Annotated in this window: 20 protein-coding genes and 1 pseudogene; 15 read left to right on the forward strand and 6 right to left on the reverse strand. The window is 71.0% G+C overall.

All coding sequences use genetic code 11. The features are described from left to right. The first annotated feature begins 53 nt into the window (after positions 1–53). The 3 genes from ACFU97_RS08945 to ACFU97_RS08955 all read left to right on the forward strand — a co-directional run bounded on the left by ACFU97_RS08945 (position 54) and on the right by ACFU97_RS08955 (position 2,793). Positions 54–635, forward strand: a complete 582-nt coding sequence (locus tag ACFU97_RS08945; RefSeq protein WP_384252866.1) for a hypothetical protein — start codon at positions 54–56, stop codon at positions 633–635. Then, positions 604–1,902: an ABC transporter substrate-binding protein gene (locus ACFU97_RS08950; protein WP_384252869.1), complete on the forward strand. Its 1,299-nt coding sequence runs from the start codon at positions 604–606 to the stop codon at positions 1,900–1,902. The genes ACFU97_RS08945 and ACFU97_RS08950 overlap by 32 nt, the downstream gene beginning before the upstream one ends. Before the next feature lie 81 nt (positions 1,903–1,983). Next, positions 1,984–2,793 carry a hypothetical protein gene (locus ACFU97_RS08955; protein WP_384252871.1) on the forward strand — a complete coding sequence of 270 codons (810 nt, stop codon included), beginning with the start codon at positions 1,984–1,986 and terminating at the stop codon, positions 2,791–2,793. Between the two features lie 2 nt (positions 2,794–2,795). Here the strand turns inward: ACFU97_RS08955 and ACFU97_RS08960 are convergent, their stop codons facing one another. Beyond that, positions 2,796–3,929, reverse strand: coding sequence for an epoxide hydrolase family protein (locus ACFU97_RS08960; RefSeq protein ID WP_384252874.1), 1,134 nt, complete (start codon positions 3,927–3,929; stop codon positions 2,796–2,798). Between the two features lie 63 nt (positions 3,930–3,992). On the opposite strand from ACFU97_RS08960, the gene ACFU97_RS08965 reads away from it, so the two are divergent. Beyond that, positions 3,993–5,033, forward strand: coding sequence for a helix-turn-helix transcriptional regulator (locus ACFU97_RS08965; protein WP_384252876.1), 1,041 nt, complete (start codon positions 3,993–3,995; stop codon positions 5,031–5,033). Positions 5,034–5,079: 46 nt separating this feature from the next. Here the strand turns inward: ACFU97_RS08965 and ctaD are convergent. After that, positions 5,080–6,606: pseudogene (ctaD, locus tag ACFU97_RS08970) on the reverse strand (cytochrome c oxidase subunit I); the annotation flags it as partial. 424 nt (positions 6,607–7,030) lie between these two features. Between ctaD and ACFU97_RS08975 the strand changes: the two are divergent. Next, positions 7,031–7,246 (forward strand): I78 family peptidase inhibitor, encoded by a 216-nt coding sequence (locus tag ACFU97_RS08975; RefSeq protein WP_384252879.1) that lies wholly within the window; start codon positions 7,031–7,033, stop codon positions 7,244–7,246. A gap of 91 nt (positions 7,247–7,337) precedes the next feature. On the opposite strand, the gene ACFU97_RS08980 is transcribed toward ACFU97_RS08975, so the two are convergent. Together ACFU97_RS08980 and ACFU97_RS08985 are read right to left on the reverse strand one after the other, a co-directional pair. Beyond that, the gene (locus ACFU97_RS08980) at positions 7,338–8,363 is read right to left on the reverse strand and encodes a phosphatase PAP2 family protein (RefSeq protein WP_384252881.1); all 1,026 of its coding nucleotides are present in this window, start codon (positions 8,361–8,363) and stop codon (positions 7,338–7,340) included. A 239-nt stretch (positions 8,364–8,602) separates the two neighbouring features. Next, complete coding sequence (locus ACFU97_RS08985) at positions 8,603–9,862, reverse strand: hypothetical protein (RefSeq protein WP_384252883.1); 1,260 nt, start codon at positions 9,860–9,862, stop codon at positions 8,603–8,605. A gap of 255 nt (positions 9,863–10,117) precedes the next feature. Here ACFU97_RS08985 and ACFU97_RS08990 point away from each other — a divergent pair, with 255 nt between their 5' ends. Together ACFU97_RS08990 and ACFU97_RS08995 are read left to right on the forward strand one after the other, a co-directional pair. Then, positions 10,118–11,725, forward strand: coding sequence for an MFS transporter (locus ACFU97_RS08990; protein ID WP_384252886.1), 1,608 nt, complete (start codon positions 10,118–10,120; stop codon positions 11,723–11,725). 96 nt (positions 11,726–11,821) lie between these two features. Further along, positions 11,822–13,012, forward strand: coding sequence for an acyl-CoA dehydrogenase family protein (locus ACFU97_RS08995; RefSeq protein WP_384252888.1), 1,191 nt, complete (start codon positions 11,822–11,824; stop codon positions 13,010–13,012). Between the two features lie 37 nt (positions 13,013–13,049). On the opposite strand, the gene ACFU97_RS09000 is transcribed toward ACFU97_RS08995, so the two are convergent. After that, the gene (locus tag ACFU97_RS09000) at positions 13,050–13,490 is read right to left on the reverse strand and encodes a cell division protein SepF (RefSeq protein WP_384252891.1); all 441 of its coding nucleotides are present in this window, start codon (positions 13,488–13,490) and stop codon (positions 13,050–13,052) included. A gap of 328 nt (positions 13,491–13,818) precedes the next feature. Here ACFU97_RS09000 and ACFU97_RS09005 point away from each other — a divergent pair, with 328 nt between their 5' ends. After that, the gene (locus tag ACFU97_RS09005) at positions 13,819–14,985 is read left to right on the forward strand and encodes a DUF5685 family protein (RefSeq protein WP_384252893.1); all 1,167 of its coding nucleotides are present in this window, start codon (positions 13,819–13,821) and stop codon (positions 14,983–14,985) included. 98 nt (positions 14,986–15,083) lie between these two features. Beyond that, a complete protein-coding gene (locus ACFU97_RS09010; protein WP_384252895.1) occupies positions 15,084–15,719 on the forward strand; it encodes an ATP/GTP-binding protein in 636 nt (211 codons plus the stop codon). Here the strand turns inward: ACFU97_RS09010 and ACFU97_RS09015 are convergent. Continuing rightward, positions 15,709–16,659 (reverse strand): ABC transporter substrate-binding protein, encoded by a 951-nt coding sequence (locus tag ACFU97_RS09015; RefSeq protein WP_384252898.1) that lies wholly within the window; start codon positions 16,657–16,659, stop codon positions 15,709–15,711. The two genes, ACFU97_RS09010 and ACFU97_RS09015, sit on opposite strands and share 11 nt — an antisense overlap. 433 nt (positions 16,660–17,092) lie before the next feature. Between ACFU97_RS09015 and ACFU97_RS09020 the strand changes: the two genes are divergently transcribed. From ACFU97_RS09020 to ACFU97_RS09045, 6 genes are all read left to right on the forward strand, one after another. Continuing rightward, a complete protein-coding gene (locus ACFU97_RS09020) occupies positions 17,093–17,950 on the forward strand; it encodes an amino acid ABC transporter permease (protein WP_384252900.1) in 858 nt (285 codons plus the stop codon). Next, entirely contained in the window at positions 17,947–19,704 is a 1,758-nt protein-coding gene (locus ACFU97_RS09025) for an FAD/NAD(P)-binding protein (protein WP_384252903.1), read from the forward strand. The genes ACFU97_RS09020 and ACFU97_RS09025 overlap by 4 nt, the downstream gene beginning before the upstream one ends. Positions 19,705–19,759: 55 nt before the next feature. Next, positions 19,760–20,521 carry an amino acid ABC transporter ATP-binding protein gene (locus ACFU97_RS09030; RefSeq protein ID WP_384252905.1) on the forward strand — a complete coding sequence of 254 codons (762 nt, stop codon included), beginning with the start codon at positions 19,760–19,762 and terminating at the stop codon, positions 20,519–20,521. A 224-nt stretch (positions 20,522–20,745) separates the two neighbouring features. Next, positions 20,746–21,645, forward strand: a complete 900-nt coding sequence (locus ACFU97_RS09035) for a S1 family peptidase (protein ID WP_384252908.1) — start codon at positions 20,746–20,748, stop codon at positions 21,643–21,645. Between the two features lie 171 nt (positions 21,646–21,816). Then, complete coding sequence (locus ACFU97_RS09040; protein ID WP_384252911.1) at positions 21,817–22,740, forward strand: slipin family protein; 924 nt, start codon at positions 21,817–21,819, stop codon at positions 22,738–22,740. 228 nt (positions 22,741–22,968) lie between these two features. Beyond that, positions 22,969–24,048, forward strand: coding sequence for a S1 family peptidase (locus ACFU97_RS09045; RefSeq protein ID WP_384252914.1), 1,080 nt, complete (start codon positions 22,969–22,971; stop codon positions 24,046–24,048). Positions 24,049–24,105: the final 57 nt, after the last annotated feature.

A 24,105-nucleotide genomic window follows, 5' to 3' on the forward strand; every position in this document is an offset into this window, starting at 1 on the left:
CCCTGAAAGCACCGGGCGCACCTTGCCCGGACCGACACCCGGTGGTGAGCCAGATGGTTCTCGGGAGCGACCTCAGGCGGGGGAACGCACAAGGGGGGCGCGGCCCACGGGCGGCGGGCCGGGGCACGGCGGCGCCGGCCGCCCTCGCACTCGTCCTCGTCCTTGCCCCGGTCCTCGCGGCGTGCAGCGACGACAGCGGCGGCGGCAGCGCGAGCACGCCCCCCGCCCCGTCCGTGCAGCGGACGACGAGCGCCCCGGCGACCGCGCCGGCCGATCCCGCGGCCGCCACGAAGGAGATCCAGCAGAACTGGAAGAAGTTCTTCGACCCGGCCACCTCAACCAAGGACAAGCAGGCGGTCCTGGAGAACGGCGACCGGATGGCCCCGGTCATGCGGGCCTTCGGCGGTGACCAGCGCGGCGGCGAGGTGCAGGCCAAGGTGACGAAGGTCGAGTTCACCTCGCCGGCCAAGGCGACCGTGACCTACGACCTGACCCTGAAGGGCGCGACCGCGCTGCCGAACGCCTCCGGGACGGCCGTCGAGCAGAACGGCACCTGGAAGGTCTCCGTCAACACCCTCTGCGCACTGGTGGGCATGAGCGGAAATGCCTCGGCTTCGGCGCTCCCGGGCTGCTGAGACCGCGGCCGCGGTGCTGCTGCTCCTGGCGGGCACGGCCTGCGGCAGTCGGCTGCCGGAGAGCGACTTCGAGCACGACGGCCGCACGAACGCGCCCGCGCCGAGCAGCGCCGCATCCGTCCGCGTCGGCATCCTCACGAGCGCCACCAGCCCGGTCGGGGGCAGCACCTTCACCGGCCCGCGCGACGGCGCCAAGGCGTGGTTCGACCGGCTCGACGCGGCAGGCGGCATCGACGGCCACCCCGTCGAGGTGCGCGAGTGCGACGACGGCGGCAGCGGCGTCGGCAACAACACCTGCGTGCACCAGCTGATCGACCAGGACAAGGTGGTCGCCCTGGTCGCCACCACGGCCCTGGACTACGCGAGCGCCTCCCGCGTCTCCCAGGCCGGCGTGCCCGACATCGGCGGCCAGCCCATCGGCGCGGCCTACGACACCTGGCCGCACCTCTACGGCATCTACGGCAGCCTCGCCCCCCGCGACGGCACCCCCGGCTGGGACGGGAAGCTCTACGGAGGCACCGAGGTCTACCGCTACTTCAAGCGCGAGAAGGGCGCCCGTACGGCGGCCGTGGTGTCGTACAACCAGGCGTCCTCCGCGGCATACGCCCGCCTCGTCGAGCAGGGCCTGAAGGCCGAGGGCTACAAGGTGGTCCCCGAGGAGGTCGACTTCGCGCTGCCCAACTTCCGTGCCGCCGCCGCCGACCTGAAGGAGCAGGGCGCCGACCTGGTCTTCGACGCCATCGACACCCACGGCAACGCCCAGCTGTGCCGGGCGATGGACCAGGTCGGCGCCAAGGTGACCGCCAAGGTCACCAACGTGCAGAACTGGACGTCCACCGTCGCCGACGACTACAAGGACTCCCCGCGCTGCCGCAACGCCCTGTGGGCGACCGGTTCCAGCCGCAACTTCCAGGACACGGGCGACGCGGCCGTACGGCGGTTCCGGGACGCCACCAAGGGCCTGAAGACGCACTCCCAGTGGCAGTTGGAGGGCTGGGCGGCCGGCATGTGGTTCACCGACGCCGCCGAATCCTGCGCGGACCAGGGCATCACGCGCGCGTGCGTCGACGCCTTCATGAACCGCAGCGAGAACTTCACCGCGGACGGACTGCTGGTTCCGGTCGCGTTCGAGCGGCTGGCCGAGCCGCCGAAGCACCGCAGGACCTGTCTGTCGGTGGCCCGCTGGCAGGACGGCAGGGGATGGGTGTCCCAGGGCGACATGAACAGCACCTGCTTCGACGTGCCGCAGCTGCCCTACCGGCCGTAGATCCGCGGGCACGGAACGCAACCAAAGGGGCGGGCCGCGGGTCTAACCGGGCAGCACAGGCCGAGGGAGGATCTTGACCGGATGAGGACGCTGGCTCCGCGCTCCACGCCGCTGCGCGCCGACTGCGTCGCCGACTCGGCGGGCGGGCTGACCTTCGACGTCCCCGCCGCCGGCGAGGCCGCGGGCGCGCACATGGTGCTGCGCCGGCGCGACGGCCACGAGGAGGTGTGCCTGCCGCTGACCCCGGCCGGCGACGGCCGGCTGCGCGCCGCGCTGCCCAGCACGGTCGCCCTCTCCGAGGGGCGCTGGGAGGCCTCCGCACGCGTGGACGCCGGCGAGCCGCGCCGCCTGCAACTGGGCACCACCGACCTGCGCTCGCTCGCCGCGCGAACCCCGAGCGGCTCGCGCGGCCATGTCGCCGTCCGCATCCCGTACGCGACCCGCCAGGGCCGGCTCGTCGTCCGCAGCTGGCTGCGCGCCCCGCACGCCGAGGTGGGCGAACTGCGCGTCGGACAGGGCGTGCTGACCGTGTCGGGGCGGATGTACGGCACCGGGCTCGGCCCGCACGCCCACGCCGAGATCCACGGCCGTCACGCGTCCGTGCCGGTCCGGCGGACCGAAGTCCTCGCCGACCGCGCCGGGTTCCGCTTCCAGGTGGTCTACGCGGCCCTGGAGCCGGGCGTGTGGGACCTGTGGCTGCGGCCCGCGGGCGAGGCCGGACCGGCGGTGCGGGTCGCGCGGCTGCTCGACGACGTGGCCGACAAGAAGCCCGTGTTCACCTATCCACGCGTGCGCGTGGACGCGGCGTACGGCCCGGTGGAGGCCGGGCCGTACTACACGCGCGACAACGACCTGTCGGTGTCCGTCACCGCGTGCGCCTCAGCGCACTGACCTCACCGCAGTGAGCCGAAGAACTCCCTGACGTCGCCCGTCAGCAGCTCGGGCACCTCCAGGGCGGCGAAGTGGCCGCCGCGGTCGAACTCCGTCCAGCGGACGACGGTGTTGGCCTGCTCGGCCCAGCGGCGGATCGCGACGTCCTCGGCGAAGTTCGCCACCGCGGTCGGCACCCCGGACGGCGCGGTCGGGAACCAGTCCGGGACGTGGCTGTTCTCGTAGTACATCCGGGCCGCGGAGCCCGCCGTGCCGGTCAGCCAGTACAGCATCACGTTCGTCAGGAGGGTGTCGCGGTCGATCGCGTCCTCGGGCAGCGGCGCCGAGGAGTGCGTCCACGCCTGGAACTTCTCCATGATCCAGGCGAGTTGGCCGACGGGCGAGTCGGTCAGGGCGTAGGAGAGGGTCTGCGGGCGGGTCGACTGCAGGGCGTTGTAGCCGAAGCCGTCGGTGGTGAACTCGGCGATCCGGGCGAGGCGTTGCCGCTCCCGGTCGGTCAGCTCCTGCCGCGTCCCGTCGTCGACCGGGCCGAGCGGGATGAAGCCCACCGACGCGGCGTTCACGTGCACGCCGGCCACGGCCTCGGGCGCGACGCGGCCGAGCGCGGGGGAGATCAGGGCGCCCATGTCGCCGCCCTGGGCGCCGTAGCGCGTGTAGCCGAGCCTGCGCATCAGCTCGGCCCAGGCGCGTGCCGTGCGCGCGACGTTCCAGCCCTTCTCGTGCGTCGGCCCCGAGAAGCCGAAGCCGGGGATGGACGGGATCACGAGGTGGAACTCCTCGCTGAGCGGGCCGATCAGGCCGAGGAACTCCACGACGGAGCCCGGCCAGCCGTGCGTCAGGATCAGCGGCAGCGCGTCCGGCTCGGGGGAGCGGACGTGCAGGAAGTGCACCGTGGCGCCGTCGATCTCGGTGGTGTACTGCGGGATCTCGTTGAGCGCGGCCTCGTGCTCGCGCCAGTCGTAGCCGCCACGCCAGTACGCCGTCAGGTCGCGGAGGTACGGCAGCGAGGCGCCGTACTCCCAGCCCGCGTCCGGGAGTTCGTCCGGCCAGCGGGTCAGGTCCAGGCGGGTGTGCAGGTCGTCGAGCTGTGCCTGCGGGATGTCGATCCGGAAGCTGTGCACGCTGTTGTCTGCCATGAACCCCACGCTAGGGACCCTTGCGGACAACCTCTGTCCGCGATCCCTGGCAGACTCACCACCATGTTGGAGACCTCGGCTCGACTCCTGCGGCTGCTCTCGCTCCTCCAGGCCCACCGCGAGTGGTCCGGCGCCGATCTCGCCGAACGCCTCGGCGTCACCGCGCGCACCGTGCGCCGCGACGTCGACCGGCTGCGCGAGCTGGGCTACCCGGTCAACGCCAGCCCCGGCACCGGTGGCGGCTACCAGCTGGGCGCGGGCGCCGAGTTGCCGCCGCTGCTGCTGGACGACGACGAGGCGGTCGCCGTCGCCGTCGGGCTGCGCACCGCCGCCGGCCAGGGCATCGAGGGCATCGGCGAGACCTCCGTGCGGGCCCTCGCCAAGCTGGAGCAGGTCCTGCCGGGCCGGCTGCGCCGCCGCGTGGGCGCCCTGAACGCCTTCACCGTGCCGATGCTGCGCGGCCCGCAGGCCTCCGCGGTCGACCCGGGCGTCCTGACCGAGCTGGCCAACCTCTGCCGGGACGCCGAGCGCCTGCGCTTCGAGTACAGCGACCACGGCGGCACCGCCACCCGCCGCACCGTCGAACCGCACCGCCTGGTGTGCAGCGAGCGCCGCTGGTACCTGGTCGCCTGGGACCTGGACCGCGACGACTGGCGTACGTTCCGCGTCGACCGGATCACGCCGAAGCCGCCGCACGGCCCGCGCTTCGCGCCGCGCACCCCGCCCGCCGAGGACCTCGCCGCCTACGTCTCCAAGGGCGTCTCCACGCGCGCGTACGCCTCGCAGGCCGTGATCCGGCTGCTGGTGCCCCTGGAGGAGGCGGTGGAACGGGTCTCGCCCACGGCGGGCCGCCTGGAGGCGGACGGCCCGGACGCCTGCATCCTGCGCACCGGGGCCGCGAGCCTGGACGTGATGGTCATCCACGTCATGCTGATGGGCTTCGAGTTCGAGGTGCTGGAGCCCGCCGAGCTGACCGGGGCGATCAGGACCGCTCGGGACCGGCTGACTCGGGCTCTGCTGCGGGAGACTCCTCGGCGAACGCCGCGAACTCCGGATGGTGCAGATCGAACGCGGGGGACTCGGAGCGGATCTTCGGCAGGGTGAGGAAGTTGTGCCGCGGCGGCGGGCAGGAGGTCGCCCACTCCAGGGAGCGGCCGTAGCCCCAGGGGTCGTCGGTGTCCACCGGCACGCCGTACTTCGCGGTCTTCCAGACGTTGTAGAGGAACGGCAGCGTCGACATGCCCAGCAGGAACGCGCCGATCGTCGATACGGTGTTGAGGGCCGTGAATCCGTCCGCCGCGAGGTAGTCGGCGTACCGGCGCGGCATGCCCTCCGCGCCCAGCCAGTGCTGCACCAGGAACGTGGTGTGGAAGCCGACGAACAGCGTCCAGAAGTGGACCTTCCCGAGGCGCTCGTCGAGCATCTTGCCGGTGAACTTGGGCCACCAGAAGTAGAAGCCGCCGAAGATCGCGAAGACGACCGTGCCGAACACGACGTAGTGGAAGTGCGCCACCACGAAGTAGGTGTCGGAGACGTGGAAGTCCAGCGGCGGCGACGCGAGGATCACCCCGGTCAGACCGCCGAACAGGAACGTCACCAGGAAGCCGCAGGCCCACAGCATCGGTGTCTCGAAGGACAGCGAGCCCTTGATCATCGTGCCGATCCAGTTGAAGAACTTCACGCCGGTCGGCACGGCGATCAGGAACGTCACGAACGAGAAGAAGGGCAGCAGCACCGCACCGGTGACGAACATGTGATGCGCCCACACCACCACGGACAGCCCGGTGATCGCCATCGTCGCGCCGACCAGCGTGAGATAGCCGAAGAGCGGCTTGCGGCTGAAGACCGGGAGGATCTCCGTGACGATGCCGAAGAACGGCAGCGCGATGATGTAGACCTCGGGATGGCCGAAGAACCAGAACAGGTGCTGCCACAGCAGCGCGCCGCCGTTGGCCGCGTCGAAGACGTGCGCCCCGAACCGCCGGTCCGCCTCCAGGCACAGCAGCGCGGCCGCGAGCACCGGGAACGCCATCAGGATCAGGATCGACGTGAAGAGCGTGTTCCAGGTGAAGATCGACATCCGGAACATCGTCATGCCGGGCGCGCGCATCCCGATGATGGTGGTGATGAAGTTGACCGCGCCGAGGATCGTGCCGAAGCCGGCCAGCGCGAGCCCCATGATCCACAGGTCGGGTCCGACGCCGGGCGAGCGCACCTCGCTGTTGAGCGGCGCGTAGGCGAACCAGCCGAAGGCGGCGGGACCGCCGGGCACGATCAGCGAGCCGAGCACGATCAGGCCGCCGAACAGGAAGAACCAGTACGACAGCATGTTCAGGCGCGGGAAGGCGACGTCCGGGGAGCCGATCTGCAGCGGCATCAGCTCGTTGGCGAAGCCCGCGAACATCGGGGTCGCGAACAGCAGCAGCATCACCGTGCCGTGCATCGTGAACAACTGGTTGAACTGGTTGTTGTCCATGATCTGCAGCCCCGGCCGGGCGAGCTCGGCGCGCATCAGCAGCGCCATCACCCCGCCGATCAGGAAGAAGACGAACGACGTGATCAGGTAGAGGTGGCCGATCTTCTTGTGGTCGGTGGTCGTCAGCCAGTCGACGACCAGCCGCCCGTGCTCGCTGATCTGCGCGGGTCGCGCCGCCGCCTGCACGGTCTGGGTCCCCATCGCTCGCTCGCCCCTTCGCTCGTCGCGCCCCGGGTCCGCCGCCCGCGCACACCTGCTCGCGAGCTCACGCCATGATGCTCGCGCCCCCGCTCACTCCGACAGGGGGCGTGCGGGGGTTCTGTGCTGAAGCCGTGCATTTCCTATGCGGTGTCAGCTTCCGCGAACCTGTCCGGAATCGGCCGGGAAAGGAGTCCGGGGGCAGTTCTCCGGGCACTTTCCGACGGGCTATTCGAAGTGCGGGGGCGACACGCGGCAATTACGTTCGATTGCCTGCGGAAGGCGTACGGATCCGTCCGTTCGGGTGATGCCGTCGGGCCGAAACGCGTGTCGTGATCCTGTGACAGAAGTGTGACCGGAGGGGGACGCGGGGTCCCTGGGAGGGTCCCTGCTTCCCTGCCCGGCGGACAGGGCCTAGCGTGGCGGCATGGCACCGATACCCACTCCGCAGGCGGAGTCCCAGGACGATCCGGACGCGTACGTCGGCCTCGATACGGCCGGCGCCGAGCGGCGCGCGCGGGAGCACGGATGGACCACGGTGCGCTCCCTGCCACCGGGGGCGATCATCACGATGGAGTACCGCGTGGGCCGGCTGAACTTCGAGGTGGAGGGCGACCGCGTGGTGCGGTCCTGGAAGGGCTGACACAGGGCGAAGGCCCCGGTTCCTGGACGGAACCGGGGCCTTCGCCGTGCGGGGGTGGGCTGTGCGTACCGACCCCGCTGTCGGTGGACGGTCAGGCGCCTGTCACGGGCCGGGCCGTCGAGGTGGTGGCGCCGCGCGGGACGCGGTCCGAGTGCGGCGGCCGGCGGCTGCCGACCGGGGTGACCGGAGTGCGCTCCGAACGGGTCGTGTGCGGGCCGGGGGCCAGATAGACCGGCTGCCGGGCCGCACGGGTCGCTGCGGTGCCGCGCGCGGTGGCCTCGTCCTGCGCCGCGGGGGCACGCGACTGGAGCATAACTGGGGTGCCGACCGGAGCGGCCGGGGCCGGGGCCGGGGCGGTGCCGCGGGCGCGCCAGCGGTCGCGCAGGTCGAAGAGAGCGTCCTCGGCGCGGGCGATCAGCGGCTCGCACCAGGGCAGCGCCAGCAGGATCAGCAGGCCGGCGGCCCAGCCGAGGAGCACGTCGCTCAGCCAGTGCGTACCGAGGTAGACCGTGGCCATCCCGACGCCCAGCGCGGTGAGTGCGGACAGGGCGGACAGCCAGCGGCGGGCTCGGTGGGTGGACGCCAGATAGGCCAGGATTCCCCAGGTGACCACGGCGTTCGCGGTGTGACCGCTCGGAAATATATCGCCGCCCAGGCCCATCTCGTTCGAGCCGATCAGGGTCGCGTAGTGGGGTCCCAGGCGGCCCATGCCGAGCTTGGCCGCGCCGACCGTGATGTTCAGCAGCAGCAGCGCGGTGCCCAGCGTCAGCAGCGGGCGCAGCGTGTGCTGCCGCCAGGAGCGCCAGCCCAGCCAGGCCGCGACCATCACCGCGGTGGGGCCGCGCTGGCCGAGCACCACGTAGTAGTCGACGAACCAGTGGATATGCGACCACTGCTGGTACGGCCGGAAGAACATGACCTGCCAGTCGAGGCGGACCAGCCAGGAGGTGGTCACCACGGCCCACACGATCGCCAGGTAGAAGGCAAGGGTCCCGGTCAGCAACGCGACCCGGTGCCTGCTCATCTTCGGCACATCGATGAGGGCCGGTCGTTCCGGCTCCCGGTCCAGTCTGGCGAACACCCGGTCCAGACGGGTGAGGTTTCGTTCGGTACGCACCCAATCGACGTTACAGCGAGTGAGCTCAGTTCTCCGGCGAATCAGCGGCTTTGTGATGACGATGTGATGTGGGATTCCTCTCAGTGGCCGCGTTATTTCCAAGGATTCCGCAATGCGGGCCCCGGGGTCCCTTCAATTCCTTTGATCATTCTGCGAATCAGTTTTATGGGACTTATGAATTCGTTCACCGAATGCTGGGGTGGATTTACCCGTGTGCTCACCGGCCCGGGGCGGGTCGATCATGGTGGACCGGAGCCGTTCAGCCAGAACGCCCCGTAGACGGCCGACGACACCGCGACACCGGCCACCACCAGCGCCGACCGCGTCACGCGCAGCCGGGCCAGGGCCAGGGCGAGCGGCAGCAGCAGCGGGAAGGCCGGCAGCAGCAGGCGCGGTTTCGAGCCGAAATAACTCGACGCGCACAGGGCCAGTGCAGTGACGACACCCGCGTACACCAGCAGCGGGAGCGGCTGGCGCTGCCGTACGCAGACGACGTACAGCCAGACCACCAGGGCCACCCCGGCGACGAGACCGGCGCCCGCGAGGGCCGACGGGAACGACGTGAACTTGTCGGCGACGAAGCGGGCGAAGGCGGCGCCGCCGTCGAAACCGTTGCGCCAGCCCGCCTGGACGTCCAGATAGCCCAGCGGGCCCTTGCCGGTGCGGTGGCCGACCCACAGGACGTAGCCCGCGGCGCCCAGCGGGGCCACGAGCATCGCCGTGACGCGGCGCGCGATGCCAGGGGCGCGCGGCGGCTCCGGTGCGCTCTTGTGTGTCGTGGCGCGCCCCGAGGGACGGTCCGCGGACGGCGCGGGGGCGCGTTCGTCGGCGCGGGCGGCGCCCGCGGCCGCGGCGCTTCGCTCTCGCCCGAACGAGGCGATGCCGGCGGCCCACACCGCGGCGACGACGGCGAGCCCGACCGGCCGGGTCAGCCCCGCCAGCGCGGCGAGCGTGCCCGCGGTCAGCCAGCGGCCGGCCAGGACCGCGTACAGCGACCAGGCGGCGAGCGCGGTGAACAGCGACTCGCTGTACGCCATCGACTGCACGATCCCGACGGGCAGCACGGCCCACAGCAGCACGGCGCAGACCCCCGCCCCGCGGCCGTACACATGATCCGCGACCGCGAAGATCCCCCAGGCCGCGGCAAGCGCGGCGAGCAGGCTGACGGCGAAGCCGGCGTCCGCGTACGACAGGGGCGTGGCCGCGTGCAGCAGCCGCTCGAGCCAGGGCAGCAGCGGGAAGAAGGCGAGATTGGAGTGCACGTCGCCGTTGGGCAGCCGCACCTCGTAGCCGTACCCGAGATCGGCGACCCGGGTGTACCAGAGCGCGTCCCAGCGGGCGGTCAGCAGGGTGTACGCGCTCTTGCCGCGCGCGGCGCTCCACATCGCCAGCACGACCAGGCCCAGGGCGCGCACGGCCGCGTACCCGAGGAGGGCGGGGGCCGCACGGCGCAGAGCCCCGTCACGGGGTGGCGCGGTACGCGTCGCAAGATCGGTCACGGGCTCGATTATCGGCGCCGCCGGATCCGGGGAACCGGGCGGGGACGAAAGGGAGGGAGAAGTGGCGTATGCCACACCGGTCGGTGCGAAGTCTGAGAGGTCCGCCACGTGACCCCGGCGCGAATGCGCGTACGCTGACGTGTCACTCGCCTTCGATGCGCGGGCCGGAGACCACCGCTTCTCTCCGGCCGAGTCCCGGGGAGTCCCCACCCCGTGTGCCCGCCGACCGCGAGGGAACATCTGGGAGGTACGTACATGTCCGGGACGACGACGGCCGCCGCTGTGCTGCGCCGCCGGGCGGCCGGGGCCGGTGCCAACCGCTGGGTCGTCCTCGTCGTCCTCTGCGTGAGCCTGCTGCTGGTCGCGGTCGACGCGACCGTGCTGCACGTGGCGGTGCCCGCCGTCACCGAGGACCTCAAGCCCGGCGCGATAGAGCTGCTCTGGATCGTCGACGTCTACCCCCTCGTCTGCGCCTCGCTGCTGATCCTCTTCGGCACGCTCGGTGACCGGGTCGGCCGCAGACGCATCCTTCTGCTCGGTTACGGCCTCTTCGGCCTCGCCTCCGCGCTCGCGGCGTTCGCCCGCGACCCGCAGGTCCTGATCCTGGCCCGGGCGCTGCTCGGCGTCGGCGGCGCGATGATCATGCCCGCGACGCTCTCGATCCTCCGCCAGGTCTTCCCCGACCGGCGTGAGCGGGCGCTCGCGATCGGTGTCTGGAGCGCGGTCGCCGCGGTCGGCGCGGCGGTCGGCCCGCTGCTCGGCGGCTTCCTGCTGGAGCACTTCTGGTGGGGCTCGGTCTTCCTCGTCAACATCCCGCTGATGCTGGTCAGCCTGCCGGTCGGACGGCTTCTGCTGCCCGAGTCGAAGGGCGCGAGCGACGGCCCCTGGGACGTGGTCGGCGCACTGACGGCCGCGGCCGGCCTCTTCGGCGTGGTCTTCGGCGTGAAGCGGTTGGGTGGCGGCGAGCTGGGCGTCCTCACCCTGGCGCCGCTCCTCGTGGGCGCGGTGCTGCTGGTCGTGTTCGTACGGCGCCAGCGTCGCCGTGCGCATCCGCTGGTCGACCTGCGCATGTTCGCCCGGCCCGCCTTCAGCACGTCCGTGGGCTGCATCGTCCTGGCCATGCTCGCCCTGGTCGGACTGGAACTGATCGCGGCGCAGTACCTCCAGCTGGTGCTGGGGCTGTCGCCGCTGGAGACGGGCCTGCGCCTCTTGCCGCTGACGTTCGCCGCGATGGCCGCGGGGCTCGCCGGGGCCCGGATGCTGAGGCGGTTCGGGCCGCGCCGGATGGTGAGCTTGGGCTTCTGCCTGACGGCGGTGTCGGTGCTGCTGCTGACGGCGATGGGCGGCACGGACAACCCGAGCCTGCTGGTGTCCGCCTTCGTCGTGCTGGGCTTCGGCCTGGAGACCACGCTCTTCGGCGCCTACGAGTCGATGCTGAGCGAGGCGCCGCCGGACCAGGCCGGCGGGGCCGCGGCCGTCGGCGAGACGTCGTACCAGCTGGGCGCGGGGATCGGCATAGCGCTGCTGGGCAGCGTGATGAACGCCGCGTATGCGCCCGGGCTGTCGCACGTCCCCGGTGTGCCCTCCGACGCCTCGGCCGCGGCGGGCCACTCGCTGGGGGAGGCGTACGACGTCGCCGGGCGCCTCGGCGGCCCCGTCGGGGTGGCGCTGCGCCGTGCCGCCCAGGACTCCTTCGTGCACGGGCTGCATGTGACGCTGCTGGTGAGCGCGGGTCTGCTGCTGCTGGGCGCGGTCATGGCGCTGCGGCTGCCGCGGATCATGCAGTGCGGCGAGGCGGCACCGAAGGTGGAGCTGCCCGCGCCCAGGGAGATGGAGATGGCGGACTCCCGCGTCTCCGCGTGAGCGGCGGGCACTGGACGTGCGGGACACTGCGTCGTAACGTCGGCTCCGGAATCTAACTAGCGCTGCTAGTTTTTATGAGTGTCGGAGGGTGTCCCCATGGCCGCGTCCGCGAAACTGCCCCCGTTCGACCCCGCCGACCCGCTCGGCATCGACGACCTGCTGGAGCCGGAGGACCTCGCGGTCCGGGACACCGTCCGCTCCTGGGCGGCCGACCGCGTACTGCCCCATGTCGCCGAGTGGTACGAGCAGGGCGAACTCCCCGTCATCCGCGAGCTCGCCAAGGAGCTCGGCGGGCTGGGCGCGCTCGGGATGTCGCTGACCGGGTACGGATGCGCGGGCGCGAGCGCCGTGCAGTACGGCCTCGCCTGCCTGGAGCTGGAGGCCGCCGACTCCGGCATCCGCTCCCTGGTCTCCGTGCAGGGCTCGCTCGCGATGTACGCCGTGCACCGCTTCGGCAGCGAGGAGCAGAAGCAGCAGTGGCTGCCGCGCATGGCCGCCGGCGAGGTCATCGGGTGCTTCGGGCTGACCGAGCCGGACCACGGGTCCGACCCCGCCTCGATGCGGACGTACGCCAAGCGCGACGGCGGCGACTGGGTGCTCAACGGGCGCAAGATGTGGATCACCAACGGTTCCGTGGCCGGCGTCGCCGTCGTCTGGGCGCAGACCGACGACGGCATCCGCGGGTTCGTGGTACCCACCGACAGCGCCGGGTTCTCCGCTCCCGAGATCAAGCACAAGTGGTCGCTGCGCGCCAGCGTCACCAGTGAACTCGTCATGGACGACGTGCGGTTGCCCGCCGACGCCGTGCTGCCGGAGGTCGTCGGCCTCAAGGGCCCGCTCAGCTGTCTCTCGCACGCCCGCTACGGCATCGTCTGGGGAGCCATGGGCGCGGCGCGCAGCTGTCTGGAGGCGGCCGTCGACTACGCGAAGTCGCGGGAGCAGTTCGGGCGGCCCATCGGGGGCTTCCAGCTCACCCAGGCCAAACTCGCCGACATGGCGGTCGAACTGCACAAGGGGATTCTGCTCGCCCACCATCTGGGGCGGCGCATGGACGCCGGCCGCCTGCGTCCCGAGCAGGTCAGCTTCGGCAAGCTCAACAACGTGCGCGAGGCCATCGAGATCTGCCGCACGGCGCGGACCGTCCTCGGCGCCAACGGGATCTCGCTCGAATACCCCGTCATGCGGCACGCGACCAACCTCGAGTCGGTGCTGACGTACGAAGGCACCGTCGAGATGCACCAGCTCGTGCTGGGCAAGGCGCTCACCGGACTCGACGCCTTCCGGTGAACCCTGCGCGGGGGCAGGGCCGGTGAGCGGCCCTGCCTCAGCTCTGGTTGAAGAATCCGTCGGCCCGGTGTGCCGCCGGGTCCTGGCTGACGATCTCCGTGTCGGCCGGAGTCAGCAGGAAGACGCGGTTGGAGACGCGGTCGATCGAACCGCGCAGGCCGAAGATCAGCCCGGCCGCGAAGTCGACGACGCGCTTGGCGTCGGCGGCGTCCATGGCCGTGAGGTTCATGATGACCGGGACGCCCTCACGGAACAGCTCGCCGATGGCGCGGGCGTCCCGGAAGCTGTCGGGGGTCACCGTGCCGATACGGCGGCCCTTTTCCTCGGCGGTGTCCGAGGCCACCTTGACCCGCGGGTCGGTGACCCAGGCATCCCCGGGCTGCTCGGTCCCTTCGGAGTAGTCGTCGTCGTAGTAACGCTCGTCATCGTTGTCGTCGACGAGGCCAAGCCAGGCACTCGCCTTGCGTACCGATCCCATGGACGCCTCCTCTCACAGCGGTTCTTCTGCTTTCCGCATCCCTATGGTCATCCATGATGCGGTTGGCGCGCCAAGTGGATAGACGCCGCGCGGGGGGTTTGTGACGGTACTGGTGCAGAGCGAATCCGTCGAGAGCCCGGGTGCCCCAAGGGTCGTGCAGTATGCGGATGCTGACTGTGAGTGAAATATGATTCTTCACGGCGTACGGGTGACGGACGGGGCGTACGGGTGAACGCAGTGGTCGATACGATGCGGCACCTCAACGCCGTATCAGCGGTGAACGCCTGAGCGGCCGCATCGAATGGCGCATGTCACGGGGGAGATCGTCATGTTCGGAATCGTCAGGCCTTGCCGTCATCGGCTCGGTGAAAATCTCAAGTCCCAGTGGATGGCGCATTTGTGCGGGCTGTGTCTCGCACTGCGCAAGGATCATGGGCAGTTCGCGCGGATCGTGACCAACTACGACGGCTTGCTGATCTCTGTTCTGACGGAGGCTCAGGCCGAGCGGGCGGGCAGTTGGCGGCGTACGGCGGGGCCTTGCCCGCTGCGCGGTATGCGGACCGCCTCCGTCGCACAGGGTGAGGGGGCGCGGCTCGCGGCGGCGGTTTCGCTGGTGCTCGCCTCGGCCAAGGTCCGCGATCACGTCGCCGACGGCGACGGGTTGCTGGCGCGCAGGCCGGTGGCGCTCGCCGCGCGCCGGGTGGCGTCGAGCTGGGGTGCGGCGGGCGCGCGTACGGGATCCGACGTCGGGTTCGACACGGCCGTCCTGGTGGACGCCGTGGACCGGCAGCTCGGCATCGAGACGCTCGCCGGACCCGGCACGCCGATCCTCACGGTGACCGAGCCGACCGAGACGGCGACCGGCGCGGCCTTCGCGCACACCGCCGTGCTCGCGGGACAGCCCGGCAACGTGGCGCCGCTCGCCGAGGCGGGGCGGCTGTTCGGGCGGCTCGCGCACCTGCTGGACGCCGTGGAGGACCGGGAGGCCGACGCCGCGTCGGGCGCCTGGAACCCGCTGACCGCGACCGGGACCTCGCTCGAGGAGGCCCGGCGGCTCGCCGGCGACGCGCTGCACGGGATACGCCTGGCGCTGCGCGAGGTGGAGTTCACCGAGGGCAGACTGGCGCACCGGCTGCTCGTGCACGAACTGCGCAGCTCCGTGGACCGCGCCTTCGGTACCCCCTCCTGCGGGCACGGCGCGGCGCCCTCGCTGGCGGGGCCGTACGCGCCGCCCGGCGGTCCGGGCGGGCCGGGGCTGCCGCCTCCGCCCCCGCCGCGGCGCGACCGGCGCGGTCTGCTCGCGGGCTGCGCGGTGTGGGTGGGGCTGGCCTGCACGTGCCAGATGTGCTGCGGCGAGTACAACGACCCGTGGAGCCGTGAGCGGAAGGAAGGTCTCTGCAACGACGCGGACTGCGGCGACTGCTGTGACTGCTGCAACTGCTGCGACTGCGACGGGTGCGACTGCTGCGACTGCGGGTGCGACTGCAGTTGCTGACCGGGTGTCCTGTCCCGCGGTGAACGGTGAACTCCCCTGAGACGTAGAGCTGGTTGAGGACGTCAGGACCGTCCGGCCGCTCGAAAGGATCTGGGACCATGCCCGGCCGCTGTGACAGGACCGTTCCGCTCGCCGTGAAGGTCGTCGTGAGTGGAGGGCTCGGGGTGGGCAAGTCCACGTTCATCAAGGCGATCTCGGAGATCGAACCGCTCGACACGGAGGCGGCGATCACGCAGGTGTCGGTGGGCGTCGACTCGCTCGACGGGGTGGAGTCGAAGACGACCACGACCGTCGCGCTCGACTTCGGGCGGATCACGCTCGATCCGTCGATCGCGCTGTACCTGTTCGGGACGCCCGGGCAGCGGCGGTACTCGTTCATGTGGGAGGAGCTGGCGGAGGGGGCGCTCGGGACGGTGGTGCTCGCCGACACCCGGCGGATCGAGGAATGCTTCCCGGCCCTCGACTATTTCGAGGACCGGGGTGTTCCGTTCGTGCTCGCGGTGAACCGGTTCGACGGCGCCGAGAGGATCGGCCTGAAACAGGTGCGGGAGGTTCTGGGACTGCGCCGTGAGGTGCCGGTGCTCGAATGCGACGCGCGGGAAAGGGATTCGGTGCGGGACGTTCTGGGTGCGTTGCTGGACCGGGTGCTGGGGGTTCGGGCCGCGCCCGGGAAACGGGCGGTGACGGCGCACCGGCGGGCGCGGCCGGCCAAGGCCCGGCCGGTCAGTTCCTGAGTTCCGGCGGGGAGATCCGCGACTTCCGGATCGCCGAACCGGTGGTGCCCCACTTCTCGAGGATCTTCCGGTACGTCCCGTCGGCGATCAACTCGTCGACGGCGGCCCGGAAAGCGGGCGCCAATTTCGTGCCCTTCCTGAATGCGAAACCCACGTCCAGCCGGTGGAACTCGTTGAGGAACTTCACGCCGTCCTGGTGGGCCACCGCATAACGCAGGCCGTTGATGGTGGACATCACGACATCGCTGCGGCCCTGCTGGAGCGAGGACCACAGGGCCCCCTGCTCGGCGTACGTCTGCACCCGGTACGGCTTCCTGCCGCTGTTCGCGCACACCTTCTTGTTCTCCTCCAGCGTCGCCTCGAAGGTCGTGCCCGCGCCGGTGGCGACGTTCAGGCCGCACAGCTGCTCGAGGTTCGTGACCTTGGACAGCTTGCTGTCCTTGCGGGTGGCGAAGCCCTGGCCGTCGTTGATGTAGGTGACGAAGTCGATCGTCCTGCGGCGCTCGTCCGTGACACCGAAGTTGCTCGCGCCGAAGTCGTACTTGCCGCTGTCGAGGGCCGGCAGGATCGCCTCGAAGCCGGCCTGCTCGGTCTTCAGCCTGATGCCGAGGACCTTGGCCACGGCCTTGGCGAAGTCGACGTCCTGACCGGTCAGGGTCCTGCCGTCGGACAGGTAGGTCGTGCCGGGCGGGGTGCCGCCGACGCTGATGGCGACGGTAAGGCTCCTGACGTCCGCGGGCAGCAGCCCGGCCGCCGCCTCGTCCTTGTGCACCGCGGAAACCACGTCCGTGGTGGGGACGTTGGCGGGTTCGGCCGCCGCGCCCACGGCGTCGGTGGCGTCGCCCGCACCCGAGCCGCAGGCCGTGAGGAGCAGGGTCACCGCGCTGATCAGGACGAAGGGGGCGATGAGCTTGTTTCGGGCATGCAGGGGTGTGCGCATGGCGAGGCGGTCTCCTGGGAGCGAGGAACGCTGAGCGAGGGGAGGGGTGTGTGTGAAGGCAGGGGGCGTGCGTGCGAAGGCGGAGGGTGCCGGTGAAGGCAGCGGACCGCGCATGAAGGCGGCGAAGGAGAACGCGAGGGCGCGCCCCGGAGGTTCAGGGGCGGCGGTGCAGGGGGTCAGCTCAACACGAAGAGGACCACACGCGACCGAAGTCGATGTGGGAGCGCTTGACCAGCCACTGCTGTGGATGCATGGGCCAAGTGGAACAGGCATCCGGTGAAGCGTCAACCGACTTGAGACGTACTGCTCACAGTTCGGACAGCCTTGACAGCGAGGGGAAACAGAGCCGTAGTCTCGACGGGCGGTCCTGCTGAGGGGCTCGGCCGCATCCGTGTGAAGGCATCACCCGCGACCCATGTCACGGAGCCTTCGCATGTCTTCCGACACCCTTGCCCCCACCCCCGCCGTCCCGGACGCACCGGAGCACGCGGACGTCCCGCGGATCGTGCCGCGGCGCCGGCTCGGTCAGTGGACCGCCGCCGTCGCCGTACTGGCGCTCCTCGGTCTCACCGGCCAATCCCTCCTGCGCAACAAGGCGTTCCGGTGGGACGTCGTCGCCGACTACTTCACCACCGGCTCCGTGCTGCGCGGGCTGTGGCTGACCCTGTGGCTGACCGCCGTCGTCATGGCGCTCGGCTTCGCCCTCGGCACGCTGCTCGCCGCGGCCCGGCTCTCCGGCAACCCCGTTCTGCGGAGCGTGAGCTGGGGGTACGTCTGGCTGTTCCGGTCGATACCGATCCTGGTGCAGTTGCTGCTGTGGTTCAACATCGGGGCGCTGTATCCGCACTTGTTCGGCGTGCGGACGGTCGACCTGCTCGGGCCGGTCGCCGTGGCCGTCGTCGGACTCACCCTGCACGAGGCCGCGTACGCCGCCGAAGTGGTGCGCGGCGGCATCCTGTCCGTCGACCGCGGCCAGATCGAGGCGGCCCAGGCGCTCGGCCTGAGCCGGTGGCGCCGCCACCGGCGGATCGTGCTGCCACAGGCGATGCGCTCCATCGTGCCGCCCGCCTTCAACATGCTGATCGGCACCCTCAAGGGCACCTCCATCGTCAGCGTCATCGCGGTCAACGACCTGCTGTTCTCCGCCCAGTTGATCTACCACCGCACCTACCAGGTCATCCCGCTGCTGATGGTGGCCACCCTCTGGTACACGATCGTCACCTCCGTCCTCGGCGTCGGCCAGCACTACGTGGAGAAGCACTACGCCCGCGGCGCGGAGCGGACGCGATGAGGCCGTCCCTGGTGATCGTCGGGGCCGGTCCGCGGGGGACCGGTCTGATCGAGCGGATCGCCGCCAACGCGCCCGAGCTGTACGCCGGTTCGGGCCTCGACATCCATCTCGTCGACCCCCATCCGCCGGGCGCCGGACGCATCTGGCGCGCCGCGCAGTCGCCGCTGCTGTGGATGAACTCGCACGCCGAGGACGTCACCATGTTCACCGACGAGACGGTCGTCATGGAGGGCCCGGTGCGGGAGGGCCCCACCCTGCACGAGTGGGCGGGCCTCGACGGCCGGGTCTTCGCCGACCGGCAGGTGCAGGGGGCGTATCTGCGCTGGGTCCACGAGCGGGCCGTCGCCGCGCTGCCCCCGGACGTCGCCGTGCACCACCACGCGCGGCGCGCGCTGCGGATCGGCGGCCCGCGCGAGGGGCGCCAGCAGGTGTGGCTGGAGGGCCGCTCGCGGCCTCTCACGGCGGACCTCGTCGTGCTCGCGCTCGGCCACCTCGACGCCGAACTCGACGACGAGCAGGCCGAGTTGGCGGCGTACGCGCGCACCCACGGCCTGGTCCACCTGCCGCCCGACTTCACCGCCGACACCGACCTGTCCGCGCTGGGGGCCGGCGAACCCGTCCTCGTGCGCGGCTTCGGACTCGCCTTCGTCGACCTGATGGTGCTGCTGACGGAGGGCCGGGGCGGGCGCTACGAGGGCGGCGCCTACGTGCCCTCGGGACGCGAGCCGGTGCTGTACGTCGGCTCGCGGCGCGGAGTGCCGTACCACTCGAAGATCGGCTACGACTGGAGCGGCGAACGGCCGCCGCTGCCGCGGTTCTTCGGGCCGGCCGAGGTCGACGCCCTGCTCGCGCGGCCCGAGGGCTTCGACTTCCGGCGGGACGTGTGGCCGCTGGTGGAGAAGGAGCTGGGATTCGCCCACTACCACCGCCTGTTCACCGCGCATCCCGAGCGGACGGGCGCCGCCTGGACCGACTTCGAGGAGAAGTACGCGGCGGCGTCCGGCGCATCGGAGCGGGAGGCGCTCGTGGCGTCCGCCGTGCCCGACCCGGCCGACCGGCTCGACCTGGACGCGCTCGACCATCCGCTGGACGGCGTGCGGTACCGCTCGTTCGAGGAGCTCCAGGAGGGGCTGCGCGGCTACGTCGAACGGGACCTGAGCAGACGCCACGACCCGGACCGCAGCCCGGACCTGGCCGTCTTCCTGGGACTGCTCTCCGTCTACGGCCAGCTGGTCCGGCTCCGCGGCATCGGCCCCTGGTGGCACGGCTTCTTCAGCTACCTGGCCTCCGGGCCGCCCGGGCCGCGGCTGCGGACGATGCCGGCCCTCTCCCGTGCCGGGGTCCTGAAGTTCGTCGGCGCCGGCATGACGGTCAGGGCCGAGGAAGGGGTGTTCCGGGCGTCGAGCGCCACCGTGCCGGGCCATGTCGTCGAGGCCCGGGCCCTGGTGGAGGCGCGGCTGCCCGAACCGACCCTCGGGCGCGCCCGGGACACCCTGCTGCGCGAACTGCACGCGCAGGGCGCCGCCGAGACGCCCGACGGGCTGCTCCGGGTGGACCCCGCCGACGGGCGGATCCTCGACCGGTCCGGACGGCCGTATCCGCGGAGGTTCGCGCTCGGCCCGTACACCGACGGCCGTACGCCCGGCGCGTTCACCAGGCCACGCACCGGTGGTCCGGCGTTCGGGCAGAACGACGCCACCGCACGCGCCGCCCTGCGTCTCCTGGCGGGCCTCGCCTCCCGCGCGGCCGCGTGACGGCTCCGGACCCCACCCGCGCCTTCAACTCCCCTCGACAGCAAGGAACCCCGCGATGAGCGTCATGGTCGACATCAGGTCCGTCCGCAAGAGCTTCGGCGCGCTCGAAGTCCTCAAGGGGATCGATCTCCGTGTGCGCACCGGCGAGGTCGCCGCCGTCCTCGGTCCCTCCGGCTCCGGCAAGTCGACGCTGCTGCGCACCATCAACCACCTGGAGAAGGTGGACCGGGGCGCGATCAGCGTGGACGGCTCGCTGATCGGCTACCGCCGCTCCGGCGACCGGCTGTACGAACTGCCTGAGCGCGAGGTGCTGAAGCAGCGCACCCGGATCGGCTTCGTCTTCCAGAACTTCCATCTCTTCCCGCACCTCACGGTGGAGGAGAACATCGTCGAGGCGCCGGTGTCCGTGCTGAAGCGGCCGCGCAAGGAGGCCGTGGAGCAGGCGCGCCGGCTGCTCGCGCGGGTCGGCCTCGCCGACAAGGCCGGGGCCTACCCCGGCCGTCTGTCCGGCGGACAGCAGCAGCGCGTGGCCATCGCACGGGCCCTCGCCCTGGAGCCGAAGCTGCTGCTCTTCGACGAACCGACCTCCGCTCTCGACCCCGAGCTGGTCGGGGAAGTCCTGGACGTCATAAGGGACTTGGCCCAACAGGGCACCACGATGATCGTCGTCACCCACGAGATCGGATTCGCCCGCGAGATCGCCGACACGGTCGTCTTCATGGACGGCGGCCGGATCGTCGAGCAGGGCACACCGGCGGACGTACTGGACCGGCCACGGCACGAACGCACCCGCGCCTTCCTGTCCAAGGTCCTGTGAACCGCGCCAGGTCCCGTCCTCCAGGACGGCCGGAATCCGTACGTCGTTCAACGCTTGACGGCCGAAAGGCACTCTTGCGCCTACCGGCCGGTCGGCCGAATACTCCCGGCAAGCGCTTGTCAGGGGCACGGCTTGTCCGAAATCCGGACGGGCGTGCGTCTGGCTGCGCCTCACGGGGCCCCGACCCCACGCGGGCCCCCCGACTTCCCCCTGGGAGGAACGAAGTGAGGATCAAGCGCACCACCCCCCGCAGCGGCATTACGAGACGGACCCGGCTGATCGCCGTCGCCACCGGACTCGTGGCCGCCGCAGCGTTCGCGGTCCCCAGCGCGAACGCGTCCACCGCCACACCCTTCAGCACCGCCCAGCTCAAGAGCGCCGACGCCTCGGTGCTCAAGGCCGATGTCCCGGGCACCGCCTGGGCCGTCGACAGCAAGACCAACCGTGTCGTCGTCACCGTCGACAGCACGGTCTCCAAGGCCGAGATCGCCAAGATCAAGCAGCAGGCCGGCAGCAACTCCGGAGCCCTGACCATCAAGCACACGCCGGGCACCTTCAAGAAGCTGATCACCGGCGGCGACGCGATCTACGGCGGGCAGTACCGCTGCTCCCTGGGCTTCAACGTGCACAGCGGAAGCACCTATTACTTCCTGACCGCCGGTCACTGCGGTGAGGTCGCGTCCACCTGGTACTCCAATTCCGGCCACACCACGGTGCTGGGTACCAACGTGAGCTACAGCTTCCCGAACAACGACTTCGCGCTGGTCCGCTACACCAACTCCTCGATCGCGCACCCGAGCGCGGTCGGCAGCCAGACCATCACCAGTGCGGCCACCCCGAGCGTCGGCACCACGGTCTACCGCCGCGGCTCCACCACCGGTACCCACAGCGGCCGGGTCACCGCGCTGAACGCCACCGTCAACTACGGCGGCGGCGACATCGTCTACGGCATGATCCAGACCACGGTCTGCGCCGAGGGCGGCGACAGCGGCGGCCCGCTGTACGGCGGTTCGACGGCGTACGGTCTGACCTCCGGCGGCAGCGGCAACTGCACCTCCGGCGGCACGACCTTCTTCCAGCCGGTCACCGAGGCACTCAGCTACTACGGCGTGAGCGTCGGCTGACGAGCCCACCCGGCACACGCACCAGGCACCAGGCGAGCCCCCGCAGCAACTGCAGTGCGGGGGCTCGCCCTTGTCCGCACCCGGGCGTTACCTTCGAAGTACAGGCAGTGCGCCTCCGTGTTGACGTCTGCAACACGCCCATACGCCCACTTCGGACCCTGGGGGGCCGACATGGTCGAGGAGCTGGTGGCCACGGGAGTGGTCCTCGCATCCGCCGGAGCGGTGTACCTGATGGCCGCCGCACGAGTCGTCAAGCAGTACGAACGCGGCGTGGTGTTCCGGCTCGGCAGGCTCCGCACCGGCGTGCGCGGGCCGGGCTTCACGATGATCGTGCCCTGCGTGGACCGGATGCAGAAGGTCAACCTGCAGGTCGTGACGATGCCGGTGCCCGCGCAGGAGGGCATCACCCGGGACAACGTCACGGTCCGGGTGGACGCCGTCGTCTACTTCAAGGTGACCGGGCCGGCCGAGGCGATCGTACGGGTCGAGGACTACCGTTTCGCGGTCGCGCAGATGGCGCAGACCTCGCTCAGGTCCATCATCGGCAAGAGCGAGCTGGACGACCTGCTCTCCAACCGTGAAAAGCTCAACCAGGGGCTGGAGTTGATGATCGACAGCCCGGCGGTGGAGTGGGGCGTCACCATCGACCGGGTCGAGATCAAGGACGTCTCCCTGCCCGAGACCATGAAGCGCTCCATGGCCCGGCAGGCCGAGGCCGACCGGGAGCGCCGGGCCCGCGTCATCAACGCGGACGCCGAACTGCAGGCCTCGAAGAAGCTGGCCGAGGCCGCGCAGCAGATGGCGGACACGCCCGCCGCGCTCCAACTGCGGCTGCTGCAGACGGTGACGGCGGTCGCCGCCGAGAAGAACTCCACCCTCGTCCTGCCGTTCCCGGTCGAGCTGCTGCGCTTCCTGGAGAGGGCGCAGCACGCCGTGGGGGCGCCCCAGCAGCCGGCCGCGGCACCCCAGCAGCCGGTCGCCGCGCCGCAGCAGACACCGCCGCAGATCGCGCAGCAACCGGTGCAGGAGCAACTGCCGCCGTCGGAACCCGTCTTGGACGCGGACCCTGAAGGGTCGATTTCCGGACAGGGCTAGACCGAACCCGGCACGCGTTTATTACTCGTTCGTAGCGTTTGCGCAGCGAACGCGCAGGTGACCGTGGACTGTCAAAAATCGGGGGCGCATAACGTACGTTCTACGCGCGTCTCGAAGAAGCCCTTGTGTGCCCCCTGTGGGCCTGGGGATAGTGGGCGCTGTTCAACGCCTTCCGGTTCGTGAGGTCCCCACAACCTCTCGGACCGACCCCCCACAGGAGGACGTCAGTTGAAGCACCGACGCATACCCAAGCGGCGCATCGTCGTGGCAGGTGCGGGCGCCACCGCGCTCGTGGCCGCGGCAGTCACCTTCCAGACTGCGAACGCCAGTGAGGCCCCGAAGACCTCCGCGCCCCAGACCCTGTCGGCCGTGGCGGCCGGAAAGCTCGCCTCGTCCCTGGGTCAGGACCTCGGCACCGACGCGGCCGGCACGTTCTACGACGCGAAGGCCAAGAGCCTCGTGGTGAACGTCCTGGACGAGACCGCCGCCAAGACCGTCGAGGCGGCCGGCGCCAAGGCCAGAATCGTCGAGAACTCCCTCGCCGAACTGAACAGCGCCCGTACGACGCTGACCAAGGACGCCACGATCCCCGGCACGTCCTGGTCGACCGACCCGGTGAGCAACAAGGTCGTCGTCATCGCCGACAGGACCGTCTCCAAGGCCGGCTGGGCCAAGCTCTCCAAGGTCGTCGACGGACTCGGCGCCAAGGCCGAGATCAAGCGCACGAAGGGGGAGTTCAAGCCCTTCATCGCGGGCGGCGACGCCATCTCGGGCTCGGGCGGCCGCTGCTCCCTCGGCTTCAACGTGACCAAGGGCGGCGAGGCGTACTTCCTCACCGCCGGCCACTGCACCGACGCCATCAAGACCTGGTCGGACTCCAGCGGCAACCAGATCGGCGAGAACGCCGACTCCCAGTTCCCCGGCAACGACTTCGGTCTGGTCAAGTACACCGGCAGCACGGACCACCCGAGCGAGGTCGACCTCTACAACGGCTCCACGCAGAAGATCACCAAGGCCGCCGAGGCCACGGTCGGTGAGAAGGTCCAGCGCAGCGGCTCGACCACCCAGGTGCACGACGGCACCGTGACCGGCCTGAACGCCACCGTGAACTACTCGGAGGGCACGGTCAGCGGCCTCATCCAGACCGACGTCTGCGCCGAGCCCGGCGACAGCGGCGGCTCGCTCTTCGACGGTGAGTCGGCCATCGGCCTCACCTCCGGCGGCAGCGGCGACTGCACCTCCGGCGGCGAGACCTTCTTCCAGCCGGTGACCGAGGCGCTGTCGGCCGAGGGCGCCCAGATCGGCTGACCCCAGCAGTTCCCGGTGAAGTCCCACCCCGCGCGCGAGGGGTGGGACTTTCCCGCT

Source organism: Streptomyces sp. NPDC057616, from assembly GCF_042800575.1.
Lineage (GTDB): Bacteria > Actinomycetota > Actinomycetes > Streptomycetales > Streptomycetaceae > Streptomyces.

What these genes read in the sequence shown, in the direction of transcription:
- ACFU97_RS09040 (WP_384252911.1), top strand. Translation starts at nt 21,817, where the DNA reads ATGGTCGAGGAGCTGGTGGCCACGGGAGTGGTCCTCGCATCCGCCGGA.
- ACFU97_RS09030 (WP_384252905.1), top strand. Translation starts at nt 19,760, where the DNA reads ATGAGCGTCATGGTCGACATCAGGTCCGTCCGCAAGAGCTTCGGCGCG.
- ACFU97_RS08965 (WP_384252876.1), top strand. Translation starts at nt 3,993, where the DNA reads ATGTTGGAGACCTCGGCTCGACTCCTGCGGCTGCTCTCGCTCCTCCAG.
- ACFU97_RS09000 (WP_384252891.1), bottom strand. Translation starts at nt 13,490, where the DNA reads ATGGGATCGGTACGCAAGGCGAGTGCCTGGCTTGGCCTCGTCGACGAC.
- ACFU97_RS09015 (WP_384252898.1), bottom strand. Translation starts at nt 16,659, where the DNA reads ATGCGCACACCCCTGCATGCCCGAAACAAGCTCATCGCCCCCTTCGTC.
- ACFU97_RS09025 (WP_384252903.1), top strand. Translation starts at nt 17,947, where the DNA reads ATGAGGCCGTCCCTGGTGATCGTCGGGGCCGGTCCGCGGGGGACCGGT.
- ACFU97_RS08945 (WP_384252866.1), top strand. Translation starts at nt 54, where the DNA reads ATGGTTCTCGGGAGCGACCTCAGGCGGGGGAACGCACAAGGGGGGCGC.
- ACFU97_RS09020 (WP_384252900.1), top strand. Translation starts at nt 17,093, where the DNA reads ATGTCTTCCGACACCCTTGCCCCCACCCCCGCCGTCCCGGACGCACCG.
- ACFU97_RS08950 (WP_384252869.1), top strand. Translation starts at nt 604, where the DNA reads ATGCCTCGGCTTCGGCGCTCCCGGGCTGCTGAGACCGCGGCCGCGGTG.
- ACFU97_RS09010 (WP_384252895.1), top strand. Translation starts at nt 15,084, where the DNA reads ATGCCCGGCCGCTGTGACAGGACCGTTCCGCTCGCCGTGAAGGTCGTC.
- ACFU97_RS08975 (WP_384252879.1), top strand. Translation starts at nt 7,031, where the DNA reads ATGGCACCGATACCCACTCCGCAGGCGGAGTCCCAGGACGATCCGGAC.
- ACFU97_RS08990 (WP_384252886.1), top strand. Translation starts at nt 10,118, where the DNA reads ATGTCCGGGACGACGACGGCCGCCGCTGTGCTGCGCCGCCGGGCGGCC.
- ACFU97_RS08955 (WP_384252871.1), top strand. Translation starts at nt 1,984, where the DNA reads ATGAGGACGCTGGCTCCGCGCTCCACGCCGCTGCGCGCCGACTGCGTC.
- ACFU97_RS09005 (WP_384252893.1), top strand. Translation starts at nt 13,819, where the DNA reads ATGTTCGGAATCGTCAGGCCTTGCCGTCATCGGCTCGGTGAAAATCTC.
- ACFU97_RS08995 (WP_384252888.1), top strand. Translation starts at nt 11,822, where the DNA reads ATGGCCGCGTCCGCGAAACTGCCCCCGTTCGACCCCGCCGACCCGCTC.
- ACFU97_RS08960 (WP_384252874.1), bottom strand. Translation starts at nt 3,929, where the DNA reads ATGGCAGACAACAGCGTGCACAGCTTCCGGATCGACATCCCGCAGGCA.